Origin of the sequence: Pseudoalteromonas sp. M58, from assembly GCF_042604605.1 — a bacterium.
Lineage (GTDB): Bacteria > Pseudomonadota > Gammaproteobacteria > Enterobacterales > Alteromonadaceae > Pseudoalteromonas > Pseudoalteromonas tetraodonis.
In genome coordinates this window covers 3,217,992-3,241,158 of sequence record NZ_CP152390.1, presented here as the reverse complement: position 1 = coordinate 3,241,158, position 23,167 = coordinate 3,217,992, and the positions used below count along the sequence as shown (strand labels likewise).

General features: G+C 41.6%; 18 protein-coding genes. 6 read left to right on the top strand and 12 right to left on the bottom strand.

Annotated features, from left to right (window positions below):
* Nucleotides 1-214 precede the first annotated feature (214 nt).
* Both AAGD16_RS14960 and AAGD16_RS14955 read right to left on the bottom strand, forming a co-directional pair.
* Nucleotides 215-877 carry a response regulator transcription factor gene (locus tag AAGD16_RS14960; RefSeq protein WP_010392247.1) on the bottom strand — a complete coding sequence of 221 codons (663 nt, stop codon included), beginning with the start codon at nucleotides 875-877 and terminating at the stop codon, nucleotides 215-217.
* Nucleotides 878-979: 102 nt separating this feature from the next.
* The gene (locus AAGD16_RS14955; protein ID WP_377112740.1) at nucleotides 980-3,268 is read right to left on the bottom strand and encodes a TonB-dependent receptor; all 2,289 of its coding nucleotides are present in this window, start codon (nucleotides 3,266-3,268) and stop codon (nucleotides 980-982) included.
* Nucleotides 3,269-3,524: 256 nt separating this feature from the next.
* On the opposite strand from AAGD16_RS14955, the gene AAGD16_RS14950 reads away from it, so the two are divergent.
* The 6 genes from AAGD16_RS14950 (at nucleotide 3,525) to fusA (ending at nucleotide 10,534) form a co-directional block, all read left to right on the top strand.
* Entirely contained in the window at nucleotides 3,525-4,826 is a 1,302-nt protein-coding gene (locus tag AAGD16_RS14950) for a GntP family permease (RefSeq protein WP_024602249.1), read from the top strand.
* 9 nt (nucleotides 4,827-4,835) lie between these two features.
* The gene (locus tag AAGD16_RS14945) at nucleotides 4,836-6,017 is read left to right on the top strand and encodes a homoserine O-acetyltransferase (protein ID WP_016899054.1); all 1,182 of its coding nucleotides are present in this window, start codon (nucleotides 4,836-4,838) and stop codon (nucleotides 6,015-6,017) included.
* Between the two features lie 4 nt (nucleotides 6,018-6,021).
* Nucleotides 6,022-6,783, top strand: coding sequence for a 3-hydroxybutyrate dehydrogenase (locus AAGD16_RS14940; protein WP_377112735.1), 762 nt, complete (start codon nucleotides 6,022-6,024; stop codon nucleotides 6,781-6,783).
* Between the two features lie 10 nt (nucleotides 6,784-6,793).
* A complete protein-coding gene (locus AAGD16_RS14935; protein ID WP_016899056.1) occupies nucleotides 6,794-7,501 on the top strand; it encodes a CoA transferase subunit A in 708 nt (235 codons plus the stop codon).
* A gap of 10 nt (nucleotides 7,502-7,511) precedes the next feature.
* Nucleotides 7,512-8,171 (top strand): CoA transferase subunit B, encoded by a 660-nt coding sequence (locus AAGD16_RS14930; RefSeq protein ID WP_016899057.1) that lies wholly within the window; start codon nucleotides 7,512-7,514, stop codon nucleotides 8,169-8,171.
* A 278-nt stretch (nucleotides 8,172-8,449) separates the two neighbouring features.
* On the top strand, nucleotides 8,450-10,534 hold the full coding sequence (gene fusA / locus AAGD16_RS14925; RefSeq protein ID WP_013466210.1) for an elongation factor G: 2,085 nt from the start codon (nucleotides 8,450-8,452) through the stop codon (nucleotides 10,532-10,534).
* A gap of 182 nt (nucleotides 10,535-10,716) precedes the next feature.
* Here the strand turns inward: fusA and mdoH are convergent, their stop codons facing one another.
* The 10 genes from mdoH to tatA form a co-directional block, all read right to left on the bottom strand.
* Nucleotides 10,717-12,681, bottom strand: a complete 1,965-nt coding sequence (gene mdoH, locus AAGD16_RS14920) for a glucans biosynthesis glucosyltransferase MdoH (protein WP_377112729.1) — start codon at nucleotides 12,679-12,681, stop codon at nucleotides 10,717-10,719.
* Nucleotides 12,653-14,272: a glucan biosynthesis protein G gene (locus AAGD16_RS14915; RefSeq protein WP_064662681.1), complete on the bottom strand. Its 1,620-nt coding sequence runs from the start codon at nucleotides 14,270-14,272 to the stop codon at nucleotides 12,653-12,655. The genes mdoH and AAGD16_RS14915 overlap by 29 nt, the downstream gene beginning before the upstream one ends.
* A gap of 323 nt (nucleotides 14,273-14,595) precedes the next feature.
* Nucleotides 14,596-17,259: an ExeM/NucH family extracellular endonuclease gene (locus AAGD16_RS14910; protein WP_377112725.1), complete on the bottom strand. Its 2,664-nt coding sequence runs from the start codon at nucleotides 17,257-17,259 to the stop codon at nucleotides 14,596-14,598.
* A 274-nt stretch (nucleotides 17,260-17,533) separates the two neighbouring features.
* Complete coding sequence (gene hemB, locus AAGD16_RS14905; protein ID WP_008108557.1) at nucleotides 17,534-18,541, bottom strand: porphobilinogen synthase; 1,008 nt, start codon at nucleotides 18,539-18,541, stop codon at nucleotides 17,534-17,536.
* 13 nt (nucleotides 18,542-18,554) lie between these two features.
* A complete protein-coding gene (locus tag AAGD16_RS14900) occupies nucleotides 18,555-20,414 on the bottom strand; it encodes a diguanylate cyclase (RefSeq protein ID WP_377112721.1) in 1,860 nt (619 codons plus the stop codon).
* A complete protein-coding gene (locus AAGD16_RS14895) occupies nucleotides 20,414-21,199 on the bottom strand; it encodes a TatD family hydrolase (protein WP_377112718.1) in 786 nt (261 codons plus the stop codon). Before AAGD16_RS14895 ends, AAGD16_RS14900 begins: the two co-directional genes overlap by 1 nt.
* Nucleotides 21,199-21,708, bottom strand: a complete 510-nt coding sequence (locus AAGD16_RS14890) for a hypothetical protein (protein WP_033103535.1) — start codon at nucleotides 21,706-21,708, stop codon at nucleotides 21,199-21,201. Before AAGD16_RS14890 ends, AAGD16_RS14895 begins: the two co-directional genes overlap by 1 nt.
* Before the next feature lies 1 nt (nucleotide 21,709).
* Nucleotides 21,710-22,450, bottom strand: coding sequence for a twin-arginine translocase subunit TatC (gene tatC, locus AAGD16_RS14885; RefSeq protein WP_013466202.1), 741 nt, complete (start codon nucleotides 22,448-22,450; stop codon nucleotides 21,710-21,712).
* Between the two features lie 49 nt (nucleotides 22,451-22,499).
* Nucleotides 22,500-22,832: a Sec-independent protein translocase protein TatB gene (tatB, locus tag AAGD16_RS14880; protein WP_013466201.1), complete on the bottom strand. Its 333-nt coding sequence runs from the start codon at nucleotides 22,830-22,832 to the stop codon at nucleotides 22,500-22,502.
* A 5-nt stretch (nucleotides 22,833-22,837) separates the two neighbouring features.
* Nucleotides 22,838-23,098 carry a Sec-independent protein translocase subunit TatA gene (gene tatA, locus AAGD16_RS14875; RefSeq protein ID WP_013466200.1) on the bottom strand — a complete coding sequence of 87 codons (261 nt, stop codon included), beginning with the start codon at nucleotides 23,096-23,098 and terminating at the stop codon, nucleotides 22,838-22,840.
* Nucleotides 23,099-23,167 lie beyond the last annotated feature (69 nt).

Below are 23,167 nucleotides of genomic sequence, written 5' to 3'. Positions count from 1 at the left end.
TTATTGCATAAAAATATCAACATGAAATTTTTTAAATTTGGTTTGTTTTTTGCAATTTTACATTATTTGTTAACTTTTTGGTTGGCGTGTTTGGTGGGCAGTACAGTCCGCGTATGAGCCAGCTAGTTGCAGGTGCTAATGTATGTATTAACAATTTCAGCTAGACAGCCTTAAAAAAGATTATAAAGAAATACTTAAAGTGTATTAATTTATATTAGCTCGCCTCTAACTTACCAACTTGAGATAGCTGATTAAACAAAATGCCTGCTTGGGTACGGTTATACACATTCAGCTTTCGCAAAATGGCCGATACATGTTGTTTTATGGTGGTTTCTTGAATCGACATTTCAAAGGCAATTTGTTTGTTCAAGAGCCCGTCGGCTATCATCGCGAGTACACGGTATTGCTGTGGAGTGAGTTTTTCTAGGTTGCGGGCAAAATTGCTCTGTTCGTCATTAACAACCACATCAGTTAAGTCAATATCTGTTGGCAACCAAGAGTCTCCATTGAGTACATGTTCAATGGCTTCACTGATCACATCAAGGGATGATGACTTTGGAATATAGCCTGCAGCACCTAAGCTCATGGCTTGTTTTATGATAGTGGGGGTTTCGTTAGCCGATACCATAATAATTAATATATCAGGGTATTGATTTCTTAGTTGCGAGAGCGCTTGTAAACCATTGGCGCCAGGAATTGTTAAATCTAAAAATATCAGCTCTATCTCGGGGTGTGATTTTAATAAGCTAAACAAACCGTCGATATCGCTGGTTTCTTTTATATATTGTTCTGGTACTGAAGTCGCTGCTGCTTGACGTAGCGCACTTCTGAATAAAGGGTGGTCATCAGCAATTATGGTATTCACAGCACAAGCCATTTCAAATAGTCTCCAATGCATTAAGTTATATGTGATTTTGCGATGTGAAACAAGGTTTGTCTGTGGGGATATACAGACAAACCTTAACGCTTAAATTAAATTTTAAAAACGATAGCCCACAGTGAGTGATATTGTGCGGGGGTCACCGTAATAACCAATTAAGGTATTATCGCCACCAAGACCCGGTGTGTATTTGCTGGTATCAGTTGGATCTGATGGGTCAGGAGCCACGAACTGATAACCACCAATCATGTATTCTTCATCGGTTAAGTTTTTACCATAAATACCCGCAGTCCAATGGCCATCTGCGCTATACCAAGTAACACCAATATTTAATAATCCGTAGGCGTCTTGTGTTAAGAGGCTATCTTCTTCGAATAACGCATAATCACCGCGATGGTAATAATTACCGTTTATAACGAAGTCGCCCATTTCTGTGTATAAACGATAGGTAGCGCCCAAGTTAAAAGTTAGATCTGGGGTGTTTGAAACACTAAAACGGTCTGATTTATCAAATGTTTCACCGGTATCAGGATTGGTATCAATTACATTTTCAAAACTACTGTCGATGTAACCTATTGACGCGTCAAAAGTTAGTGCATCGTTTGCAACATAGCTAAGTTCTAATTCAACGCCATCAGACTTAGACTCGCCAATATTACCTAAGCGCTGGTTTAAATCGGCGGCGCTGTCACCGGGTAATACCGATATGTATTGACGGTCTTTATGATCAAGTGTGAATACAGTTAAATTTGCGCGTAAATTATCATTCCATTCGCTTTTCATGCCTAACTCAATAGAGTCAACCACTTCGGGCCTTGCTGCAGGTTCTGCTGTTGTAGCTCGTGGATTAAATGTCCCTGACTTAAACCCTTGCGAGTAACTAGCAAAAAACATGATGTCGTTATTATATTGATATTCAACACCCGCACGAGGTGTAAAGCGTGACCAATCTTCGCTGTCATCTAGTACCGTAGGCACGAGTTGTCCTTCTGGGCGAACATAACCCGGGATCCAACCTGATTCAGGGTAAACAATGTCAAAAATAAGACCATTATTTACAATCGCTTCTTTGCTGTCTTTGGTATAGCGCGCGCCAAGTGTCATTGACCATTTTTCATCAAAGTCGTAGCTTCCTTGTATATAAGCCGCTTTGCTGGTGGAATTGCTGCAACCGCTTACTTCACGCGTAAGCCCAGGGGCACCTAAACTTTGACCAAGCACACCTAATATTGCTTCAAACTGGCCACACGATTCACCATCATAGTAATATAAGCCCGATACTAATTTGTAGTTATCGCCACTGTGATTTAGCTGCAACTCATGCGTGGTTTGTTCATCGTCATAAATGGCTGGAACATCAAAAATAGGTAAAGAGGTATTATCAAAGTCGATGTTAGTTGGTGAATAGCTCTCTCTTGTTGCTGCAACGTATTTAATACTCGTGTTTGCACTCATATCCCAGCGAGCAGTTAAGCTCATACCTTCAAGTTCTACTTTGTTCCATGTAGGTAAACTAGTATAAGAGTCATACACGCTATCGGGTACAGGCGCATTCGTTAACAAGCTTGGAAGTAAGCGATACCCGCCTTTCGCGTTGGAGTCATCATCAGTTTTATCCCACGCGAAACGAAAGAATAAGTCATCGGTAGGGGTGTACTCTAACGTAACCCGTGCTGCGGTAACATCTTTGTTGTAGTTTTCGCGGTCTTGATTATCAAGCGCTGACGTTAAAAATTCACCATAGCCATCACGGTTTAATGTAGCAAAACCAAAACCAATATAGAGTTTTTCGTCAATAAGCGGGAGCTGCCCAGTGACTTTTAAATCTTTTTGGCTGTAGCTGCCTACGGTGCCTTGAATATTTAGCGTTGCATCTCCGCTCATTTCTTTGGTGACATACTTAACTGCACCACCAATAGTGTTTTTGCCATATAGCGTACCTTGTGGGCCACGTAACACCTCAATTTGTTGTACATCAAGTAAGTCGAGCACGGCACCTTGCGGGCGGGCGATGTATACATCATCAATGTAAATACCTACGCCAGGTTCATAGCCCCAAAGCGGGTCTTGCTGACCTACACCGCGAATAAACGCAGTGATGGTAGAGTTAGTGCCTCGGCTTGATTGTAGCGTAGTGTTGGGTGAAAACTGCTGTACTTCAGTCATTACGCTGATGCCGTTTTCTGCTAATTCTTGTGCGCCAATTGAGGTTACGGCAACCGGAACTTCTTGTAAGTTTTCAACGGTTTTGCGAGCGGTTACTTCTATTCGCTCTAACTCTGCTTTTTTTACTTTAGGCGCTTGTTCAGCTGCCACACTTGTTGCACTTAATAAGGCGAGTGAAACAGCGAGTGTAACGGGTGTGATATTTTGTTTGAGCTTTATCATGGTGTGTTCCTGTTGTTATTAGTTGATTATTTGTTTGCTCATGTCACCTGCACTTAATGTAGAAGATAGTGTTAAAAAATGAATTAGTACCATAGTGCTATAAAAGCTTAACACCTTGACTTATATGATTTTTGTGTAAGTTTTATAACGTATAGTACCTTAGTGCTATGTCTTTATTTGCGCTGAGCGATAAAACTAACAACAGTTACTGCGATGTCACCTCATCTGGGTAATAACAATAATTATAGGAATGTCTATGCTGAGCATGATAGGGCTGTTAGGCGGTTTAATACTGCTGATAATTTTAACGTTGCGCGGGGTCAATTTATTTATTGCCGCGCCAATATGTGCATTGTTGGTGGCACTAACAAGCGGGATGGCTATATTCCCGGTGACTGCCGACAGTAATTTTATTAACGCGTACATGGATGGCTTTGCTGGATTTTTAAGTGCATGGTTTTTTATGTTTTTACTGGGCTCGTTGTTCGGTAAGTTTATGGAAGATACTGGTGCAGCAGATAGTGTAGCCAGTTACATTGTTGGCAAGTTAGGTATGAAGCATGCGGTGCTGGCGGTGGTGATTGCTTGTGCCGTGCTGACTTATGGCGGAGTCAGTGTATTTATTGTGGCGTTTTCGGTTTACCCGATGGCGCTCAGTTTATTTAAAGATGCCGATTTGCCGCGGCGCTTTATACCCGCAACATTAGCGTTTGGCTCAGTGACATTCACTATGACCTCTGCGGGCTCGCCTGAAATTCAAAATTGGATACCCGTAAAGCATTTAGGTACCTCACCCTATGCGGCATGGGAAGTAAGCTTAGTAGTGGCCATTTTTATGGCAACAGTCGGTTACTTTTGGCTAAATAAAATGATTAAAAAGGCGGTTGCCAAAGGTGAGCGTTTTGCTGCAAGAGACGATGACCCAATTATTTTAGAGCGTGAACGCCCTCATCCAATCACCGGCGTAATTCCTTTGCTGGTGGTGCTACTCTTATCATTTATGTTGCATGATGTTTTACAACAAACCGCACTAATTGTGGCGTTGCTTGGTGGTGTTTTAAGTATTGTGGTCATCAATTATAAGTATTTTCATAACATGGCAAATGCCATCAATATGGGGACCACTGGCGCCTTAGTTGCTATAGGTAACACTGCTGCTGTAGTAGGGTTTGGCGCAGTGGCTAAAGTATCGCCGGCGTTTATTGCTGCTGTTGATGCTATGACTCATATGCCAGGTAATGAGTTGGTGGGGGCTGCTGTTGCCGTGAGCGTAATAGCCGGATTAACGGGTTCAGCATCCGGCGGGCAAGCGATTGCACTACCGCTTGTGGCTCCTGGATATTTGGATATGGGGGTTAATCCAGAGCAATTACACAGAGTGGTTGCTATTAGTTCTGGTGCATTAGACAGCCTGCCACATAATGGTTACGTGGTCACAACTATACGTGCCATTTGTAAAGAAACACATCAACGCGCTTATTGGCCATTAGCCGCATTGACGGTGGTTATCCCATTGGTTGGGGTGGCTCTTGCGCTGAGCTTATTCATCACTTTTTAAGGAATTGCAATGAAAACAATATTAATAATAGGGTTGCTGTTTTTATTTAGTAGTACGGTGTCTGGCGCTGATAAAGCCGAGCCGTTACTAGTAGAAAAGCAACATTTCAGCACAGAAAACTTCACAACGGTTTCTGGCACAACGTTGCCACAGGTTGATATTGGTTGGGAAAGTTATGGTGAGCTTAACAAAGCCAAAGATAATGTAATCTTGATCACTCATTATTTTTCAGGAACCTCTCATGCAGCAGGTAAATATTCAGCCGACGAAGCCGTAGCAGGATACTGGGATGCGTTAATTGGCCCAGGAAAAGCCATAGATACTAACAAGTATTTTGTGATCAGCTCTGACACCTTAGTCAATGCTAATTGGCATGACCCACACGTAATCACTACGGGGCCTGCATCAATTAACCCTGCGACAGGTAAACCTTATGGCTTGGATTTTCCAGTGGTTACTATTACTGATTTTGTTAACGTACAAAAACGCTTATTAGAGAGTTTGGGTATTACTAAATTACATGCCGTGATGGGCGCATCTATGGGCTCTTTTCAGGCGCTAGAGTGGGCAACGCGTTATCCAGATCAGGTTGAACGCCTAATCCATGTTATTGGTGCAGCAACCATGGATGCATGGACTGTCGCTGCGCTTGAAAAATGGGCACTCCCCATTCGTTTAGATAAAAACTGGCAGCAAGGTAATTACTACGACAAGGAGCGCCCATTAGATGGACTTGCCGCAACCATGCTAAATATTACCCAAGATGCGATGCATCCAATTATTTATAACGCTAGCTTCCCTGACTTTAACGTACTTGATGAAGGCGCGTTAAAAGACATTCGTACCTTGCCTAAGTTAAACCAAGTACTAGCACAGCGTGCAATGGCGCGTGCACAAACCCAAGATGCAAATCATGTATTGTATTTGGTACGGGCATCACAACTGTTTACTGCCGGTATGGAAGGCAACTTAAGCGCAGCACTTAAAAAAATTAGCGCTAAAACACTGTTATTGCCTGCAACCAATGATTTACTGCTACGCCCTGAAAATATGCGCACTGTATATGAGTCAATGAAGTCGCTTGGGAAAGAGGTTCAGCTTTCTGAAATTGAAGGCGGCTGGGGGCATCTCGATGGAATTTTTTCAATCTCGCCTAAAGCGCAGCTGATCAGTGAATTTTTAGAGGAGTAGCAGTATGAGTAAAAACGTATTAATCACCGGCGCGGCTAGTGGTATAGGGCTACACATTGCTGAGCAGCTAGCCCGAGCTGGGCATAGCATTATTGTAACCGACCTTAATGAACAGGTAGCTCAACAAGCCGCGCAAAAAATAGTTAATCAGGGCGGTAACGCTCAGGGCTATGCATTGAATGTGGCAGATAGCCAAGCGATTGAAGATTTTTTTAGCACTCTTACGCAACCTGTGGATGTATTAATTAATAATGCAGGAATACAGCATGTAGCTAAATTAGAAGACTTTCCTGCAGATAAGTGGCTGCTTTTACAGCAAGTGATGTTGGTAGGTCCCGCAATGATGACTAAAGCGGTACTGCCACGCATGCGTGAGCAAGATTTTGGCCGCATCATTAATATAGGTTCTATTCACGCCATGGTGGCCTCTAAGTATAAATCTGCTTATATCGCCGCGAAGCATGGCTTAATTGGCTTTGCTAAAACCATAGCATTAGAAACAGGTGATGCCAATATTACTATTAATACAGTGTGCCCAGCGTATGTAAAAACGCCATTAGTGGAGCAGCAAATTGCCGCACAAGCCAAAGAGCATGGTATTTCTGAGCAGCAAGTAATTGACACCATTATGCTGGCACCCATGCCGAAAAAGGCATTTATCGGCTTAGACGAAATCTTGCATACCGTGAGTTTTTTAATGGCAGATGCTGCACGCAACATTACCGCTCAAGCAATCGCCATTGATGGCGGTTGGACTGCACAATAAGGGGGAGCTAATGGCAGGTTTTGATAAAGTAGTAACAAGCTACAGTGACGCTATGACTGGGCTTGAAGATGGCATGACCGTGATTGCTGGTGGTTTTGGTTTATGTGGTATTCCTGAGGGATTAATTGCACAGATTAAGCGCCAAGGCACCCGAGACTTAACCTTAGTATCGAATAACTGTGGTGTTGACGGCTTTGGATTAGGATTGTTACTTGAAGACAAGCAAATTAGCAAAATGATTGCCTCGTATGTGGGCGAAAATGCGTTATTTGAGCAGCAGTTACTGAGTGGCGAGTTAGATGTTGAACTAACGCCACAAGGGACGCTAGCCGAAAAAATGCGCGCAGGCGGCGCCGGAATTCCAGCATTTTATACCGCAACGGGTGTCGGTACGCCTGTGGCTGAAGGTAAAGAAACCCGTTCAATCAAGGGGCGCGAATATTTATTAGAGCCCAGTATAATCGGTGACTTTGCCATTGTTAAAGCGTGGAAGGCAGATCGCTATGGTAATTGTATTTATCGTCATACAGCGATGAACTTTAATCCAATGGCCGCAACCGCAGGTAAAATAACCGTATTAGAGGTTGAAGAAATTGTCGAGCCCGGAGAGCTTGAGCCAGGCCAAATTCATACGCCAGGTATTTATATCGATCGCGTTATTAAAGGTGAGTTTGAAAAGCGTATTGAAAAAACCACCACTCGAGCGGCAAAGTCCTAAGGAGCACATAATGGCATTAACACGAGAGCAAATAGCAAAACGCGTGGCAATGGAATTACAAGATGGCTACTACGTTAACTTAGGAATAGGGATACCTACATTGGTGGCCAATTATGTGCCTAAGGGCATTGAGGTAATGCTGCAATCAGAAAATGGGTTACTGGGCATGGGGCCCTATCCTACCGCTGAAAATGTAGATGCCGATATGATCAACGCAGGAAAAGAAACAGTAACCGCAGCTACGGGTGCCGCTATTTTTAGCTCTGCTGAGAGCTTTGCCATGATCCGCGGTGGGCATGTTGATTTAACCGTGCTGGGTGCGTTTGAAGTGGACCAAAACGGTAACATTGCCAGTTGGATGATCCCTAATAAATTGGTCAAAGGTATGGGCGGGGCGATGGATTTAGTGGCTGGGGCAAAAAACATTATTTGCACTATGACCCATGCTAATAAACACGGTGAATCAAAGCTACTGAATAAATGCAACCTACCGTTAACCGGCGTTGGTTGTATCAATAAAGTAATTACTGATTTGGCTCTATTAGAAATAAAAGATGGCGCTTTTCATTTATTAGAATGCGCACCCGGTGTGACTATTGATGAAATCAAAGCCAAAACTGCGGGTAATTTAGTTATTAGCGACAAAGTCAAAACTATGAGTTTTGAGTGATTTTACTAACGATTTACATGGAGCAAAATAATTGTGTTTGCTTCATGTCATCATCCGATTGCGCTTTTGACGTTCAACAATGACGCTGATAAAGACTTAAGTCGTTTAAATACAGTTTATAATATGCCTCTTTTAAGCCCATCTCATACCTCAAAATATCTTTAAAGCAAGTTTTTTATAAATTGATTGCATTTTAAGCGACTTCTATGGTGATGTTCGCTTTAAGTAATGCTATACTCCCGCCGAATAATTTATCGACTTTATTAAGAGTAAAATTAATGGCAGATTTATCGAAGTACAGAAACATTGGTATTTTCGCGCACGTTGATGCGGGTAAAACCACAACTACTGAGCGTATCCTAAAGCTTACAGGTACTATCCACAAAACAGGTGAGGTTCATGATGGTGAATCGACTACCGATTTCATGGATCAAGAAGCTGAGCGCGGTATTACTATCCAGTCTGCGGCAGTAAGCTGTTTCTGGAAAGATCACCGTTTTAACGTTATCGATACTCCTGGACACGTTGACTTCACCGTTGAAGTTTACCGTTCACTTAAAGTATTAGATGGCGGTGTGGGTGTATTCTGTGGTTCTGGTGGTGTTGAGCCACAATCAGAAACTAACTGGCGCTACGCGAATGAGTCAGGTGTTGCACGTATCATCTTCGTAAACAAATTAGACCGTATGGGTGCTGATTTTTTCCGTGTAACAGCGCAAGTACAAAAAGTACTTGGTGCTACTCCACTTATCATGACTTTACCAATCGGTATCGAAGATGAGTTCTGTGGTGTTGTTGATGTTTTAAACAAAAAAGCATACATCTGGGATGAGACAGGTCTTCCAGAAAACTACACTATTGAAGACGTTCCTGCAGACATGGTAGAGAAAACTGATGAATACCATGAAATGCTTATCGAAACTGCTGTAGAGCAAGACGATGACCTAATGGAAGCGTACATGGAAGGTGAAATCCCTTCAATCGAAGACATCAAGCGTTGTATCCGTAAAGGTACTCGTGACCTTGCGTTCTTCCCTACATTCTGTGGTTCTGCATTCAAAAACAAAGGTATGCAACTTGTACTTGACGCAGTAGTAGATTACCTACCTGCTCCTACAGAAGTTGATCCTCAACCTCTTATGGATGAAGAAGGTAACGAAAACGGCGAGCATGCAATCGTATCTGCTGACGAACCTTTCAAAGCGTTAGCATTTAAGATCATGGATGACCGTTTCGGTGCATTAACATTCGTACGTATCTACTCTGGTGTGCTTAACAAGGGTGACACTATCCTTAATGCATTTACTGGTAAAACTGAGCGTGTTGGCCGTATGGTTGAGATGCAAGCAGATGAGCGTAAAGAGCTTACTTCAGCGCAAGCGGGCGATATCATCGCTATCGTTGGTATGAAGAACGTGCAAACTGGTCACACTCTTTGTGATCCTAAGCACCCAGTAACACTTGAGCCAATGGTATTCCCAACTCCAGTAATCTCGATTGCTGTACAGCCTAAAGATAAAGGCGGTAATGAGAAAATGGGTGTTGCTATCGGTAAAATGGTTGCAGAAGATCCATCTTTCCAAGTTGAAACTGATGAAGATTCAGGTGAAACTATCCTTAAAGGTATGGGTGAGCTTCACTTAGATATCAAAGTAGATATCCTTAAGCGTACTTACGGTGTAGACCTTATCGTTGGTCAACCACAGGTTGCTTACCGTGAAACTATCACTCGTGAAATCGAAGATAGCTACACGCATAAGAAACAATCTGGTGGTTCTGGTCAATTCGGTAAAATCGATTACCGTATCAAGCCTGGCGAAGTGGGTTCTGGTTTCACGTTCACATCTTCAGTTGTTGGTGGTAACGTACCTAAAGAATTCTGGCCTGCAGTTGAGAAAGGCTTTAAGTCAATGATGAACGAAGGTGTTCTAGCTGGCTTCCCAGTACTTGACGTTGAAGTTGAACTTTTCGACGGTGGCTTCCACGCCGTGGATTCATCAGCAATCGCATTCGAAATCGCAGCTAAAGGCGCTTTCCGTCAGTCTATCCCTAAAGCGGGTGCACAACTTCTTGAGCCAATCATGAAAGTTGACGTGTTCACGCCAGAAGATCACGTAGGTGACGTAATCGGTGACCTTAACCGTCGTCGTGGTATGTTAAGCGACCAAGAAGCTGGTTTAACTGGCGTTCGCATTAAAGCAGACGTACCGTTATCAGAAATGTTCGGTTACATCGGTTCACTACGTACAATGACATCAGGTCGTGGTCAGTTCTCTATGGAGTTCTCACACTACGCACCATGTCCACAAAACGTAGCTGACACAGTAATCGCTGCAGAAAAAGAGAAAAAAGCAGCTAAGTAATTAGCACTTTAACTCTTTAAAAAAACCCGCACTTGTTGCGGGTTTTTTATTGTCTGAAGGTTATTAAGCTCGAAAATTAAAGCGTGCGGTCATAAAAAAGGAGCAACAGTTAGTTGCTCCTTTTTTATTTATTATGACTATACCAATCTTCAAAATAGCTGACTTAATTAAGCGAATTGGTATTAATTTAGCTTATTAGCTGTTTTTGTGATGAGTGCTTTAAACTTCTTACGATGTGATTCACTACTAAAGCTCTGAATAGGCATGGTTACTTTATGTTCTTGTGGTAACAGCGGTATTGCTGTTGAATAACGCCCTGCAGGTGGAACGGTTATCTCTTTGAGGTGTACTTTAAGTGCCACTAATGTTGCATCATTATCGACTTCACTCGGGCAGAGAAAAATCCCCCATTGTCTGAGCTTAACGCCTAGCTTGATACTACTTGAATAGCGCACAATAGGTGCAGCGAGTATGAGCCCTAATAAAATAGGAGATAACCACCAAAAAAAGACTGGCGTAAAGTAATAAGCAACGCTACCCCATACAATGGCAATCAGCGAAGAAAGCAATGTATAACTAAACGCTTCTTTCCATGGCACCATTCTGCCTTCACGCGGTTGAGCGTCCCATTTTACTTTTTTGCCTAAAAATACACAGACTACAAAGTACGCATGAAAAACCATCATTAATGGTGCCACAATAATGGCAAATACGGTTTCAATTATAGACCCTAAAGTAAGTTTTAATGCACCACCAAAGCGCTGCTTACGGTGTACTAAGGTAACAATCACGCCCATGAGTTTAGGCAATAATAAAATAATGATAGTTAGGTAAAGTAATGAGTCAATGAGTTCTGTTTTGGCTATTTGCCAAGTTGGAAATAGTTGATAGGCGCGATTAAAATAGACATCGCTATTTAAAGCGCGTGTTATCGCATCTATGGTACTTAACGCCAGCATAGATAACCAAATGAGTGATGATATATACGCGGTTGCACCCAGTAAAAAATGCAGCTTACTCATTAGCTTTAATTTTGCTGATGATAATAAGCCAAGGTGTTGAATATTACCTTGAACCCAGCGTCTATCGCGTACAGCATAATCTAATATGTTGCTCGGAACTTCCTCGTAACTGCCTTCAATATCGGCAAGTAATAATACGTCCCAATTCGCGCTATGTAATAAAGAGGCTTCCACAAAATCATGACTTAAAATTTCACCACCAAAAGGCGCTTTACCTTTTAGTGTTGGCAAGCCACAGCAATCAATAAATGCTTTGACGCGAATAATGGCATTATGGCCCCAGTAATTGGCTTTGTCGGTCTGCCAAAAAGCAGAGCCGGTAGCTAACATTGGACTATAAAGAATTGAAGCGAACTGTAAAAAGCGTCCAAAAAAAGTATCTTGGCGCACAGGAATAGGGATAGTCTGAATCAATCCCGCTTGTGGATTATTTAGCATACTGGTAGTGAGCTCTAGCATGCATTGACCCGTCATCACACTATCGGCATCCAATACAATCATATGCTCGTATTGGCTACCCCAGCGCTCACAAAAGTCGGTTAAGTTACCCACTTTACGATGTTTGTTATCTTCACGGCGACGATAAAATACCTGCTTTGCAGTATCACCTAAGCGCTCACATAACGCATGCCATGCACTTAATTCATTACTAGCAATAGTTGCGTCTTGTGTATCGCTTAGTAAATAAAAATCAAAGTGTTTTAATTGCCCTGTCGCTTTTAATGATTGTAAGCTGACTTCAAAGCCTGCAATCACTCTGTGCGTATCTTCGTTATATATAGGCATAACCACAGCCGTTTTTTGCTGTGACAGTGCTTCACTGTTAATAGAGACCGGCTTTATTTTTTTAAGTGTGAGTGGATCTATCCGAAATAGCTGCAGTATAAAACCAATACAACCACTACAAAATGCGGTGACTATCCACGCAAAAGTAATAGAAAATAAAGCAAGAAGTGCATACTCAAGCAAGGTCATGCCATTTGAGTTTAAAATTTCAAACATAATTGAAATGCCATAGCCTGAAAGACCAATAGCAGCAATAGCAAATAACCACACACGAAGTGTTTTAAAAGGCATCGGCGTGCCTGCGCTTTGTTTACTTGATGTCATTTGGATACCAAACATAGCTCCATACCTCGCTCACTTCTTTATTACGTAGCTTTAGCGATAAACGCATATCTACAGGATCACTACCTTGGGGAGCGACTTTAAAAGCAACACGCCAACCTAATGATTTTGGTAATTTTTGCACTGTAATATCGCGGGCTTCACCGGTAGTCAGCTGAAGATCTGCGCTAAGTGCTAATTTTGCTGATAACTGATTGATATCAGGGCCGGTAAAGTCAACAGTAAATTGACGATGGCTTTTTGGCGGTGGATTATCTTCACCAGGTAATGCGGCACTACCAATACGCGTTCTAGCTACATTGGCCAAATTATTTTGGCTTAGATAATCATTAAACGTCGTCATCTTATAGCTAAACTTTAATGCCTCTCCTGCTTTGAACGGCTTTTCAGGAACCCAATAACTTACAATATTATCGTTTGTTTCAGTATCTGTTGGAATTTCTACTAGCTCAACACGGCCATTACCCCATTCACCTTGTGGTTCTATCCAAAGGCTAGGGCGGTCATGGTAATGCGCTTCGATATCAAAGTAGTTATTAAAGTCACGGTCACGCTGCACAAGGCCAAAGCCTTTTGGATTCTCATATGAAAAAGAGGTTACACTGAGTTGGGATGGATTATTAAGCGGACGCCATACCCAATTACTCTCTTGTGACTGCGTGAGCAAACCATCTGAATCATGTACTTCAGGGCGGTAATCATCAAAAAACTTAGTGCTATTTTCACCGTGATAAAACATGCTCGTTAATGGCGCTATACCTAGCTTTTTAACATCTTTACGCGCAAAAATTTGCATGTCGACGTTAACTCGTGTCTGTGTGTTTGGGTCTATTTCAAACTTGTAGGCTCCCGCTACCGATGGGCTATCGAGTAAAGCAAAAATAGTAATATTAGTTTGCTCTGGTGTTGGTTTTACTAACCAAAACTCTTTGAATGAAGGAAACTCTTCACCAGATGTTTGTGCGGTATCAATTGCCAATCCGCGTGCTGATAAGCCATAAACTTGATTAGGTCCAACTAGGCGAAAATAAGAAGCGCCCTGAAACACCATAATTTCATCTTTATAGTCATCGTTATTTAGTGGGTAGTGCAATCTAAAACCAGCATGCCCTAACTGTGTACCTTCAACACTTTTCGCTATTTCATCTTTTAGGTGTGCTGCTGTTCCATCATATTGATAAAAGTCTGTGCTAAATGGGAGACGGCTAAGCTTGGCATCTTGATCAACGATATTGATTTTGACTGGGGTTTTATATAAAAAACCTGGGTGAAATAGTTGCAGCTCATAAAGCCCTTCATCTTTCCATACCGATTGATCGTGTTTGAAGCGGATTGAGCGGTAGTCTTGATAATCAATACTATTGAGCGCTTCTATTTGTATGTTTTTAGGTGCAATGTAATCTTGCTCAGCAAGCTTTTTAGCACGCGCACTTATCACATCAAATAAGCTGCCTTGTGGTATTGCCGCTTCTAATGAGGTTGCTGCAATGGCGTTGTTCGTTCCCCACAGTGAAAAAACTATCAACATCCCTACCAAAGGTTTAAAAGCCCTTTGACAAGTTGATATAAGGTGAATGCGTTCTTTCATTTTGAATCCTTTATAAAAATATATTTACAGCGAGAGTAACGTCTATCTCAATGGTTTTTATATGGGTTAGCAGGACTGGGCAATTATCGTTTTAGCGCAGGTGTAGTAACGCAGCTTCACACTTTGTATTTATTAAACAATAAATGAAAGGTGTGAAATTTGATAAAGGCCATATCAAGGTTTGCATAGATAGTAAGCAATGTTTGCTGAAGCTTGTCTGAATTACATTTGTATAAAAAATAAAAAAGCCGCGAAAGCGGCTTTTGAGTAACTATATAGATATTTTAGGTCACAATACCTAATTGTTAACCGACTAATTAAGCTTAATCAGCATACTTTGTTGCTTTGTACGTTAATTTAACATTACCAAAAGGAATGGCGCCGTTTACACGCACTCGCCACTTACCTTCTTTAGGATTGGTAAATGAACAGCTTTCATTATTACCGAAGCTTATTGAGGCGCAATCTTTTCTGAAAAGAGTCGGGTTTCTTTTATGACGTACAAATAAGTTTGCATCACCCCAGCCACCTTCAAGGCTAACCGTTAGCTCGTCATAACCTTGTGGGATTTCAAAGCTGTAGCTTTTCCACCAAAACCACCCGCCAATATTATTAATTTCGCCAATAATTACTTCAGGTTCTGGCTCAGGTGGCGCGATAATGGTCGAGCGAATATCGACAATAACAGGGTCATGATCTGACGCTCTGTAAGGACCTTGAGCATATAAGGTTGATTGTTGTGCGTCAGATTTAAACTCAACGTTATAATCAAGCGAGATAGGCTCATCGGCATTAATGTGCCAATCGGTTGCACTGACTACTTTATTTAATAAGCTTGGACTGACTAGGGCGTGATCTAAACTACCCGCTCGGCCAGAAAAGCTATAAGAGTAACCTAAAGTGTTGCCATCTAGCTCAGCAACCACATTTTTAAGGCCTTTATCAGCAAATGCACGGATTGGATCTTCCATTGCATAGGCGTTCATGTCACCAACAAGAATGATATCTTCATCATCAACCCCTGTTGGTTTGCTATTTAACCAATCAGCAAATGCATTGGCGCCAGCAGTTCGAATTTCGTTCCAACATGCTTGGCCGTCATTTTGATCAGCGTTTCCACCAGTTGCACTTCCACAACCACCTTTAGATTTTAAGTGAGCAACGGCAACAGTAAAGACTTCTTCTGTCTCTAAAGACTTAAAGCTTTGCGCAATAGGTGCGCGATTGCTGTAGTCAAAAGGCGCGTCAGTTGTAATCGCTGCTGTTCCTACTTGCTGTACTTTATCAGCACGATAAATAAGCGCGGTAGTAATAGCGTCGGTGCCGATTTTATCAACGCCAAAGTCCACAAATGCATATTGATTTTGACTGTCGGCATCATTAAGTGCATTTACTAAGCTTGCAACTGCGCTAAATTCGCCAAAGCCGTCATTTTCAATTTCCATTAAGCCAATCACATCAGCTTGCATAGCACTGATAGCACTAACTAGTTTGGCCTGTTGACGAATTAATTCTACTTCTGAGTCAGCGCCTCGGCTAGTTGGGAAACCGCTGCCTTGGCCGTCGCCATTAAAGTAGTTAAGTACGTTAAAGCTGGCAACACGTAAATCAGCGTCAGGGTTTAACTCTGGTGCATCGGTACGCGGATTCGTTGCTATAAACTGAGGTGTGACCGTTGGGTGAATACGGTAAGTGCTAAAACTGTACGCTAGGGCGCCAGTAACGGTATTTACTGTATCGCCAGTACGCAGCGTATTCTCTGCTGATAATCCAGGTACAGGGTAAGCAATAGGGTCGCGATTTTGACGAGTTGAGCCATCATCTACGAGTATTTTTTTAGTTAGATTTTGCGCTTCAACCGCATTTGCTGCCGCACCAGGAAGTGCAACTTGTGTCCCTTGATATAAACGTTCGGTGGCAAGCTCTAATTCACCGTAACGACCTAAACCATAGTTATTCGTGACAACTAATGGCTGCTCTAGGGTCACCAACATACCTTCAAATGCTTCTAACTCACTTTGATCGATAACGGGTAAAGTGATTTTAGTCGGATAAGCTGAAAGGCCGGTATCACAAATAGCAACTTGGCTAACATTACCAATTTGGGTGGCATCAAAGTACTCTTCAACAGTACCTTGTACGCGAACATGGTCGCCAACATTAACATCAGTATTGGTAAAGTAAACAAATACACCTTCAGAAGTAAGGGGATTTGCATCTTCATCACTATTAAGTGAATTTACAAAAAAGCCTTTGAGCTGATCATCTGCTTGGAAATCAGCCGTCACAACGCCTTCAAATTCAACCACAGTGTTAACCAGTGGACTGCTTGCGCCTTCACCTTGAATACTGCTAATTAATGTTTTATCAGCGCCACATAGTAAAGGATCTTCAGGTTCTGGCTCAGGATCTGGATTAGGTGACGAATTCCCTGCAAAGATACCTAGATCACTAAAATCATCTTGATCAAATTGCAGCCATAGCTCACTTGGATTAAAAGCGCCATCGGCATCAGTGCGTCCGTTTAATTGAGTTTCTTTACGACGCAGTGTTTTATTTTGTGTTTGTACGCCACCTTCAGACCAAAATGAACCTGGATCTACACCGCGTTGACCAAAGCTGTCAATAACGGTTGAGCCTTGCGTAAGTACCAGTGCGTCATCACCATTAAAGTTAGTGACGGCGCTGAGTTGATCTGCTTTTTCTTTTAATTCAACTGAAGCATTACCATTAACAATGACATACGTGCTATTAGCAGCAAGTTCACCGGTTAAATCGAGCGTATTGTTTGCCTCTGTATTGCCATTTGAATAGAGACTTAGGGTGTAGCCATCCAATGACAGTGGGGTTGTCGAATTATTAAATAGTTCTACTGCTTTATTATAGCTACTGCCCTCTACGTATTCTGATATAACGAGGTTAGCGGTAGCGGGTGCACTGAGGCTTGCTAACACAAGCGCCAATGGCGTTATTTTTGTTTTCAACATTATTATTTTTTCCCGTGTTTTTGTTTCCCCAAATGGGACGCTTAGTGTAATGAAAAATGATTACAAATAGAATACAGAATGTTAACAATATTAAGTTTTGTTATTTTTTGAGGTAGAACGTACAGTTGTGTGTTTAGTTTTAGGTAAGACAGAGCCTGTGTAGTGTGATTACTATCTATAAAAATAGGGGGTAACGCTGCATAAATGCCAACTATGTGTTGTTCTTAAACATAAAAAAAGGGCAATAAAGCCCTTTTATATCAATATGCTTTTATTACTTATTTAAATAGCGGGCTGCCTGCTTTGCAAAGTAAGTCAGAATGCCATCAGCACCTGCACGTTTAAATGCTAATAAAGATTCCATAATAGTGGCTTCCTCACTCAGCCAGCCGTTATCAATAGCGGCTTTATGCATCGCGTACTCACCACTTACCTGATAAGCAAATGTTGGTACACCAAATTCATCTTTAACGCGGCGTACAATGTCTAAATAAGGCATACCTGGCTTAACCATTACCATATCGGCGCCTTCTTGCAAATCAAGAGCTACTTCACGAATAGCTTCATCAGAGTTGGCAGGATCCATTTGGTAAGTTTTTTTATCAGCGCCTTTTAAGTTTCCTGCTGAACCGACAGCATCTCTAAATGGGCCATAGTAGCTTGATGCATACTTTGCTGAATAGGCCATAATGCGAGTGTGAATAAAGCCATCGGCTTCAAGGGCTTCACGAATTGCACCAATACGCCCATCCATCATGTCTGATGGGGCAACAACATCAGCACCTGCATGTGCGTGTGATAGCGCCTGCTTAACTAAAATTTCGGTAGTGACGTCATTAATTACATAACCTGCATCATCAATAATGCCGTCTTGACCATGCACAGTAAATGGGTCAAGTGCAACATCGGTGATCACGCCAAGCTCTGGAAAGGTTTCTTTTAATGCGCGAACAGTTCTTTGTGCTAAGCCATCATCGTTATACGCTTCTTCAGCGAGTAGAGACTTTTTATCTGCAGGGGTAACAGGGAAAATAGCGAGCGCAGGGACGCCTAAATCAACTAATTCTTTAGCTTCTTCTAGCAGTAAATCAATTGATAAACGTTCAATGCCGGGCATCGATTCAATGCTTTCACGACGATTTTTACCTTCAAGCACAAAAACAGGATAAATAAGATCATTAACACTCAGCTGGTTTTCAGCCATAAGGCGACGAGAGAAATCATTACGGCGCATTCTACGCATGCGAGTATATGGGAAAAGGTCTAGTCCAGATTGGGCCATAAGTTATACGCTCCTACTGTGAGATTGGAAAATTAACCACTTGATTGCGGCCATGTTGTTTTGCTAGATAGAGTGCCTTATCGGCACGCTCAGTAAATGTTTCAGGGTTATGAACATCATCGGCAATATGAGTATAAACACCGGCACTAATGGTGTATTTAATCGTAGTACCTGCAACACTGACAGTGCTTTTTTCTATTGCGCACCGTATTTGCTCGGCAATAGCTAACGCACCTTGATTATTAGTATTGGGTAGCAGGACGACAAATTCTTCACCACCATAACGCGCCACTTCATCAAGAGGACGTTTTAATTGTTGTTTAATAACATCACAGACTGCTCGAATTACCTGATCGCCGGTTAAGTGGCCATACGTATCGTTGATTGCTTTAAACTTATCTATATCAAGCATAATGATGCTCAAGGGTGTTTGCTCACGGCGTGAACGGCGAATTTCCATGATTATTTTTTTATCAAAGAAGCGTCTGTTTTTTACCCCTGTTAGAGCATCTTCCATATTGAGTTGTTCAAGCTCACGGTTTTTATCTTCAAGTTCCCTAAGCGTGACTTGTAACTCAAAGGTGCGCTCATCAACTTGGTTTTCAAGTTCATGACGAGTGCGCTCTTGTAATTCAATCCGCTCATTTAAGAGCGCATCTTGCGCTGCACTTTTTGCAATCAATGCCTGTTGTGTTGTGACTTGCTCATCGCGTTGTAATATAAATAATTTTATGACGGTGTAGCTTAAACAAAATGAGCAGCTTAAAGAGGCCGCGAAGGTGAGTATTAAGCTGGATCTAGTGACGGTATACAGGCCTGTTAACGCAACGGAAAAATGAATGACTACAATTAAAAAGAACCCGAGTGCCATAAATAGAGATTTATTGGGGCTCGTGGGGTTTTTTCGTAGGTAAAATAATGTTGTGGCAACATGATAACTTAAAATGACAGGAATGCTTAAAATAGCAAACAAAGCCACGCTTGGAGTAGGCAGCAACCCTATAAGTACAATAACCAATGCATATAAAGTGGTAATTATTGTTTGCCCTTTAACTAAGTTGGATTTAATGGGTATGCAAACATGGCGCTGTAAAGGAAGAAACAATACCGTGATCAGCATTAGCAAAATAGGCAGCATTAACTGTTGCAAGGCTGCTATGCTTGGGAGGGCATAACGAAACCCAAACCCGCCTAAATATGCTAAAAATAGGCTAAGCATCAGTGTAATCACACCGGCATAGGCAAAATAATGTTTACGTGAAAAAGCAAATAAAACCAAGCTACTGATAGCCAAAGAAAAAATAAATCCAATCAGTAATCCATAGTGCAAGTTAAGCATACTTTTATGGGCTAATAATGTATCTTGTTGCCATAATGTGAGGGGGACGCGAAGCCCGATTCCTGCATTATTATTAACGTTAAGATAAACGGTGGTTTCGCTGTTAGCGGGAAGTGTTAATTTAACCAACAAAGACTCACTTTTAATCGCTCTATCAGATAAAGGAAGAGCATCACCAAGATGTTCCGATTTTAGTTGCTTCTCACCCATAAAGTGGTACAGGTATACATTGTTTAGAAGTGGGTTATCTAACGATAAAATTGGCTCTGTTGGCTTATTAAGATAATTATTTAGTTGAAATTGAATCCACACAGGGCGAGTTTCAAGACCTAAATTAAGCGGTTTATTATTAAGTGACTGCCATTGTTGTAAGTTGCTTTGTTGTGCATCTTCTAATGAGTTGGGGGTAAATGAATAATGAATAGACTCTATTTTTTTTGAGCTAAATTCACTATTTATATCAATTGCAGTTGCAGGGAAACAGGATGTAAAAAACACCATGATGAATGCCAGCAAGGTGCTAAAGATGCGCATTATTTTTTCTCTAATCCAAATAAGCGATTAAAGTTTTCACGAGTATGCTTTGCCACTTCAGATGCCGGAATGCCATAAAGCTGAGCAAGCGTGTCACACACATAATGCAGCAGTGCTGGCTCGTTTCGTCTTGATTTTGGCTTTGGTTTAACTGTACGAGGAATTAAAAAAGGCGAATCGGTTTCTATTAATAAACGTTCAATAGGAATACTCGGTATAAGTTGTTGTAACTCCTCGCCACGTCTTTCGTCACATATCCAGCCGGTAATACCAATATAAAGTCCTAAGTTTAAGTAACCTGAGAGTGCTTGTGCATTACCTGTAAAGCAGTGCAGTACACCGCGAACAGTAAATTCTTTTAAAATAGTGAGCATATCCTCACTGGCATCACGTTCATGCAAATAAACAGGCAAGTTGAGTTTTTCAGCTAATGCGAGCTGACGACGCAAAACAGCACGTTGTATATCTCTAGGGGAAAAGTCGCGATTGTAATCTAGTCCGCATTCACCTATGGCAATAACCTGCTCATTTTGAGCGAGCTGAGTAAGTTGTTGCTCAAGCTCAGGGGTTGCTGTTTTAGCGTCATGAGGGTGAATACCAGCGGTAGCATATTGATTATAGTGCGCAGCAACTGCTAATGATTCTTCACTGGAGCTGATATCACAGCCAATAATCAGCATCTGGTTTACGCCCGCATCTTTTGCTCTGGCGAGCACCTCTTGATGCTGACCATCAAATTGATGATTAGTTAAATTTACGCCAGCATCAATTAACGTGTATTGCATTACTGAGTACGTTTTACACGAATTGAACGGTTTTGATCTGCTTTTTTAAGTAAAAAAGAGTTGAATACGCCACGGCTAATAATAACAGTATCGCCTTCGTCTAATCTTAAGCTATCTGAACCAATTTGACGCCATTGCTGGTTATTTTCTAAGGTAATGATTAGCTCACCATAAGGTGCTTTTTTAACAGATGAAATCATTGACGTAATAGACTCTTCACCATTTTCCGCAATTTCTTTATGCTCTAAACCAAACTCTTTTGCTTTAGTGGCCACAGGCGCTGTTGCAGCGGGAGCCTCAGCTTTTACATTTGTTTGTGCCGATTTGCTTAACTGGCTTTGTGCTGGTTGTGTTAATGACTTTCCGGCAATGGTGTTGTCGTAGCAGAGTAAACGATTAAAGTCGTTTTCAATAAAACTACAGGCTTGCAAAGCTTGCTCATTAATAGGAGTAGCGGCTAAAACCGGTACGCTGACTAAAGCGAGTAAAGAAAGTAAATACTTGTTCATATTATTCCTTAGATTCTTGTTGTGGTTTTGCGGTATAAAATTTAGCTAAAATTAAACCAAGCTCAAATAAAAGCAGCATAGGTAGTGCCAATAGGGTTTGTGAAAGCACATCAGGAGGCGTTAAAAACATTGCCACTACAAATACGCCAACCACTATATAGGGGCGCTTTTCTTTTAGACTTTGTGTGGTTGTTGCACCGCTCCAGCAGAGCAACATAATTGCAACTGGGATTTCAAATGCGATCCCAAAAGCAAAAAAAAGCTTGAGCACAAAGCCTAAATAACTACTTATATCGGGCGCAAGCGTCATCATTTGCGGCCCTACACTGGTGAAAAACCCTAAAATTATAGGTAGCACCACAAAGTAACAAAAAGCAATGCCACTATAAAATAAGATAATACTGGAAGCCAATATGGGCATCAGCATTTTCTTTTCATGTTGATATAAACCCGGAGCTATAAACCCCCAAATTTGATGCAAAATCCAAGGAATGGCAGCAAATAAAGCAACAAACAACGTCAGCTTAAAAGGGGCAAAAAACGGTGCAGTAACATCCGTTGCAATCATAGTGGCTGTACTAGGTAAATGAGCAACTAAAGGAGCGGCTACAAAGGTATAAATATCGTTTGCAAAGTAAATTAAGCCAATAAAAATCACTAAAATACTTAATAACGATTTAATTAGCCGGTCACGTAATTCAATTAAATGAGCGACAAACCCTGATTTTACTTCCTCAGTCATTGTGTTTTATACCGTGTATTAAGTGCATGAAAAAAAGAGAGTGCTATGTTCACTTTGAGTCATCTGTTTGTTGGCTATTTGATGCTGGCGTTTGACTTTTTTTATAGCTATGGGTGACTGATTGCGCCGCTTGTTGTAGCTCAGAAACAGAGTTTTGTAGGTCAGGACTTAAATCTTTAAGACCTTGTTGCTCTGCTTTTTTTAGATTTTCGTGTAGTTCATGCACACGAAGCTCCTCGCTCACCTCCGCTTTTACGGAATTGGCCATTGCTTTTGCTGTTTTAACCCAACGGCTCACAGTTCTAATAGCGACAGGTAAGCGCTCAGGACCAAGCACCACCAAACCGACAATAAATACAACAACAAGCTCCCACATTCCCATGCTGGTTAAACCTTGTCGTTGTCTTTAGTTTTGCTAGTTGTACTTGAATCGATAGGTGTTGATTCTGCTGATTTTTCAATGTGTTCTGTTTTATTTTCGCTGGCTTGTTTTTCAGCGCTTTGTTCATCCGACATCGCTTTTTTAAAACCTTTAACTGCGCCGCCTAAATCACCACCGATACCGCGTAGCTTTTTGGTACCAAATAAAAGTACAATGATTGCAAGTACAATTAATAGCTGCCAAATACTAATACCACCAAACCCCATGGTTTTCTCCTGCTTTTAAAGCCGTTAATATTAAGATTAAATGCTGATTATACGCCCACAGCGGTAAAT

Excerpts from the sequence above, each read along its gene's own strand:
- AAGD16_RS14900 (WP_377112721.1), bottom strand. The coding sequence starts at position 20,414 with ATGCGCATCTTTAGCACCTTGCTGGCATTCATCATGGTGTTTTTTACA.
- tatB (WP_013466201.1), bottom strand. The coding sequence starts at position 22,832 with ATGGGAATGTGGGAGCTTGTTGTTGTATTTATTGTCGGTTTGGTGGTG.
- fusA (WP_013466210.1), top strand. The coding sequence starts at position 8,450 with ATGGCAGATTTATCGAAGTACAGAAACATTGGTATTTTCGCGCACGTT.
- AAGD16_RS14890 (WP_033103535.1), bottom strand. The coding sequence starts at position 21,708 with ATGAACAAGTATTTACTTTCTTTACTCGCTTTAGTCAGCGTACCGGTT.
- tatA (WP_013466200.1), bottom strand. The coding sequence starts at position 23,098 with ATGGGGTTTGGTGGTATTAGTATTTGGCAGCTATTAATTGTACTTGCA.
- hemB (WP_008108557.1), bottom strand. The coding sequence starts at position 18,541 with ATGGCCCAATCTGGACTAGACCTTTTCCCATATACTCGCATGCGTAGA.
- AAGD16_RS14915 (WP_064662681.1), bottom strand. The coding sequence starts at position 14,272 with ATGAAAGAACGCATTCACCTTATATCAACTTGTCAAAGGGCTTTTAAA.
- AAGD16_RS14935 (WP_016899056.1), top strand. The coding sequence starts at position 6,794 with ATGGCAGGTTTTGATAAAGTAGTAACAAGCTACAGTGACGCTATGACT.
- AAGD16_RS14960 (WP_010392247.1), bottom strand. The coding sequence starts at position 877 with ATGGCTTGTGCTGTGAATACCATAATTGCTGATGACCACCCTTTATTC.
- AAGD16_RS14955 (WP_377112740.1), bottom strand. The coding sequence starts at position 3,268 with ATGATAAAGCTCAAACAAAATATCACACCCGTTACACTCGCTGTTTCA.
- AAGD16_RS14910 (WP_377112725.1), bottom strand. The coding sequence starts at position 17,259 with ATGTTGAAAACAAAAATAACGCCATTGGCGCTTGTGTTAGCAAGCCTC.
- AAGD16_RS14940 (WP_377112735.1), top strand. The coding sequence starts at position 6,022 with ATGAGTAAAAACGTATTAATCACCGGCGCGGCTAGTGGTATAGGGCTA.
- tatC (WP_013466202.1), bottom strand. The coding sequence starts at position 22,450 with ATGACTGAGGAAGTAAAATCAGGGTTTGTCGCTCATTTAATTGAATTA.
- AAGD16_RS14950 (WP_024602249.1), top strand. The coding sequence starts at position 3,525 with ATGCTGAGCATGATAGGGCTGTTAGGCGGTTTAATACTGCTGATAATT.
- AAGD16_RS14895 (WP_377112718.1), bottom strand. The coding sequence starts at position 21,199 with ATGCAATACACGTTAATTGATGCTGGCGTAAATTTAACTAATCATCAA.
- mdoH (WP_377112729.1), bottom strand. The coding sequence starts at position 12,681 with ATGTTTGGTATCCAAATGACATCAAGTAAACAAAGCGCAGGCACGCCG.
- AAGD16_RS14945 (WP_016899054.1), top strand. The coding sequence starts at position 4,836 with ATGAAAACAATATTAATAATAGGGTTGCTGTTTTTATTTAGTAGTACG.
- AAGD16_RS14930 (WP_016899057.1), top strand. The coding sequence starts at position 7,512 with ATGGCATTAACACGAGAGCAAATAGCAAAACGCGTGGCAATGGAATTA.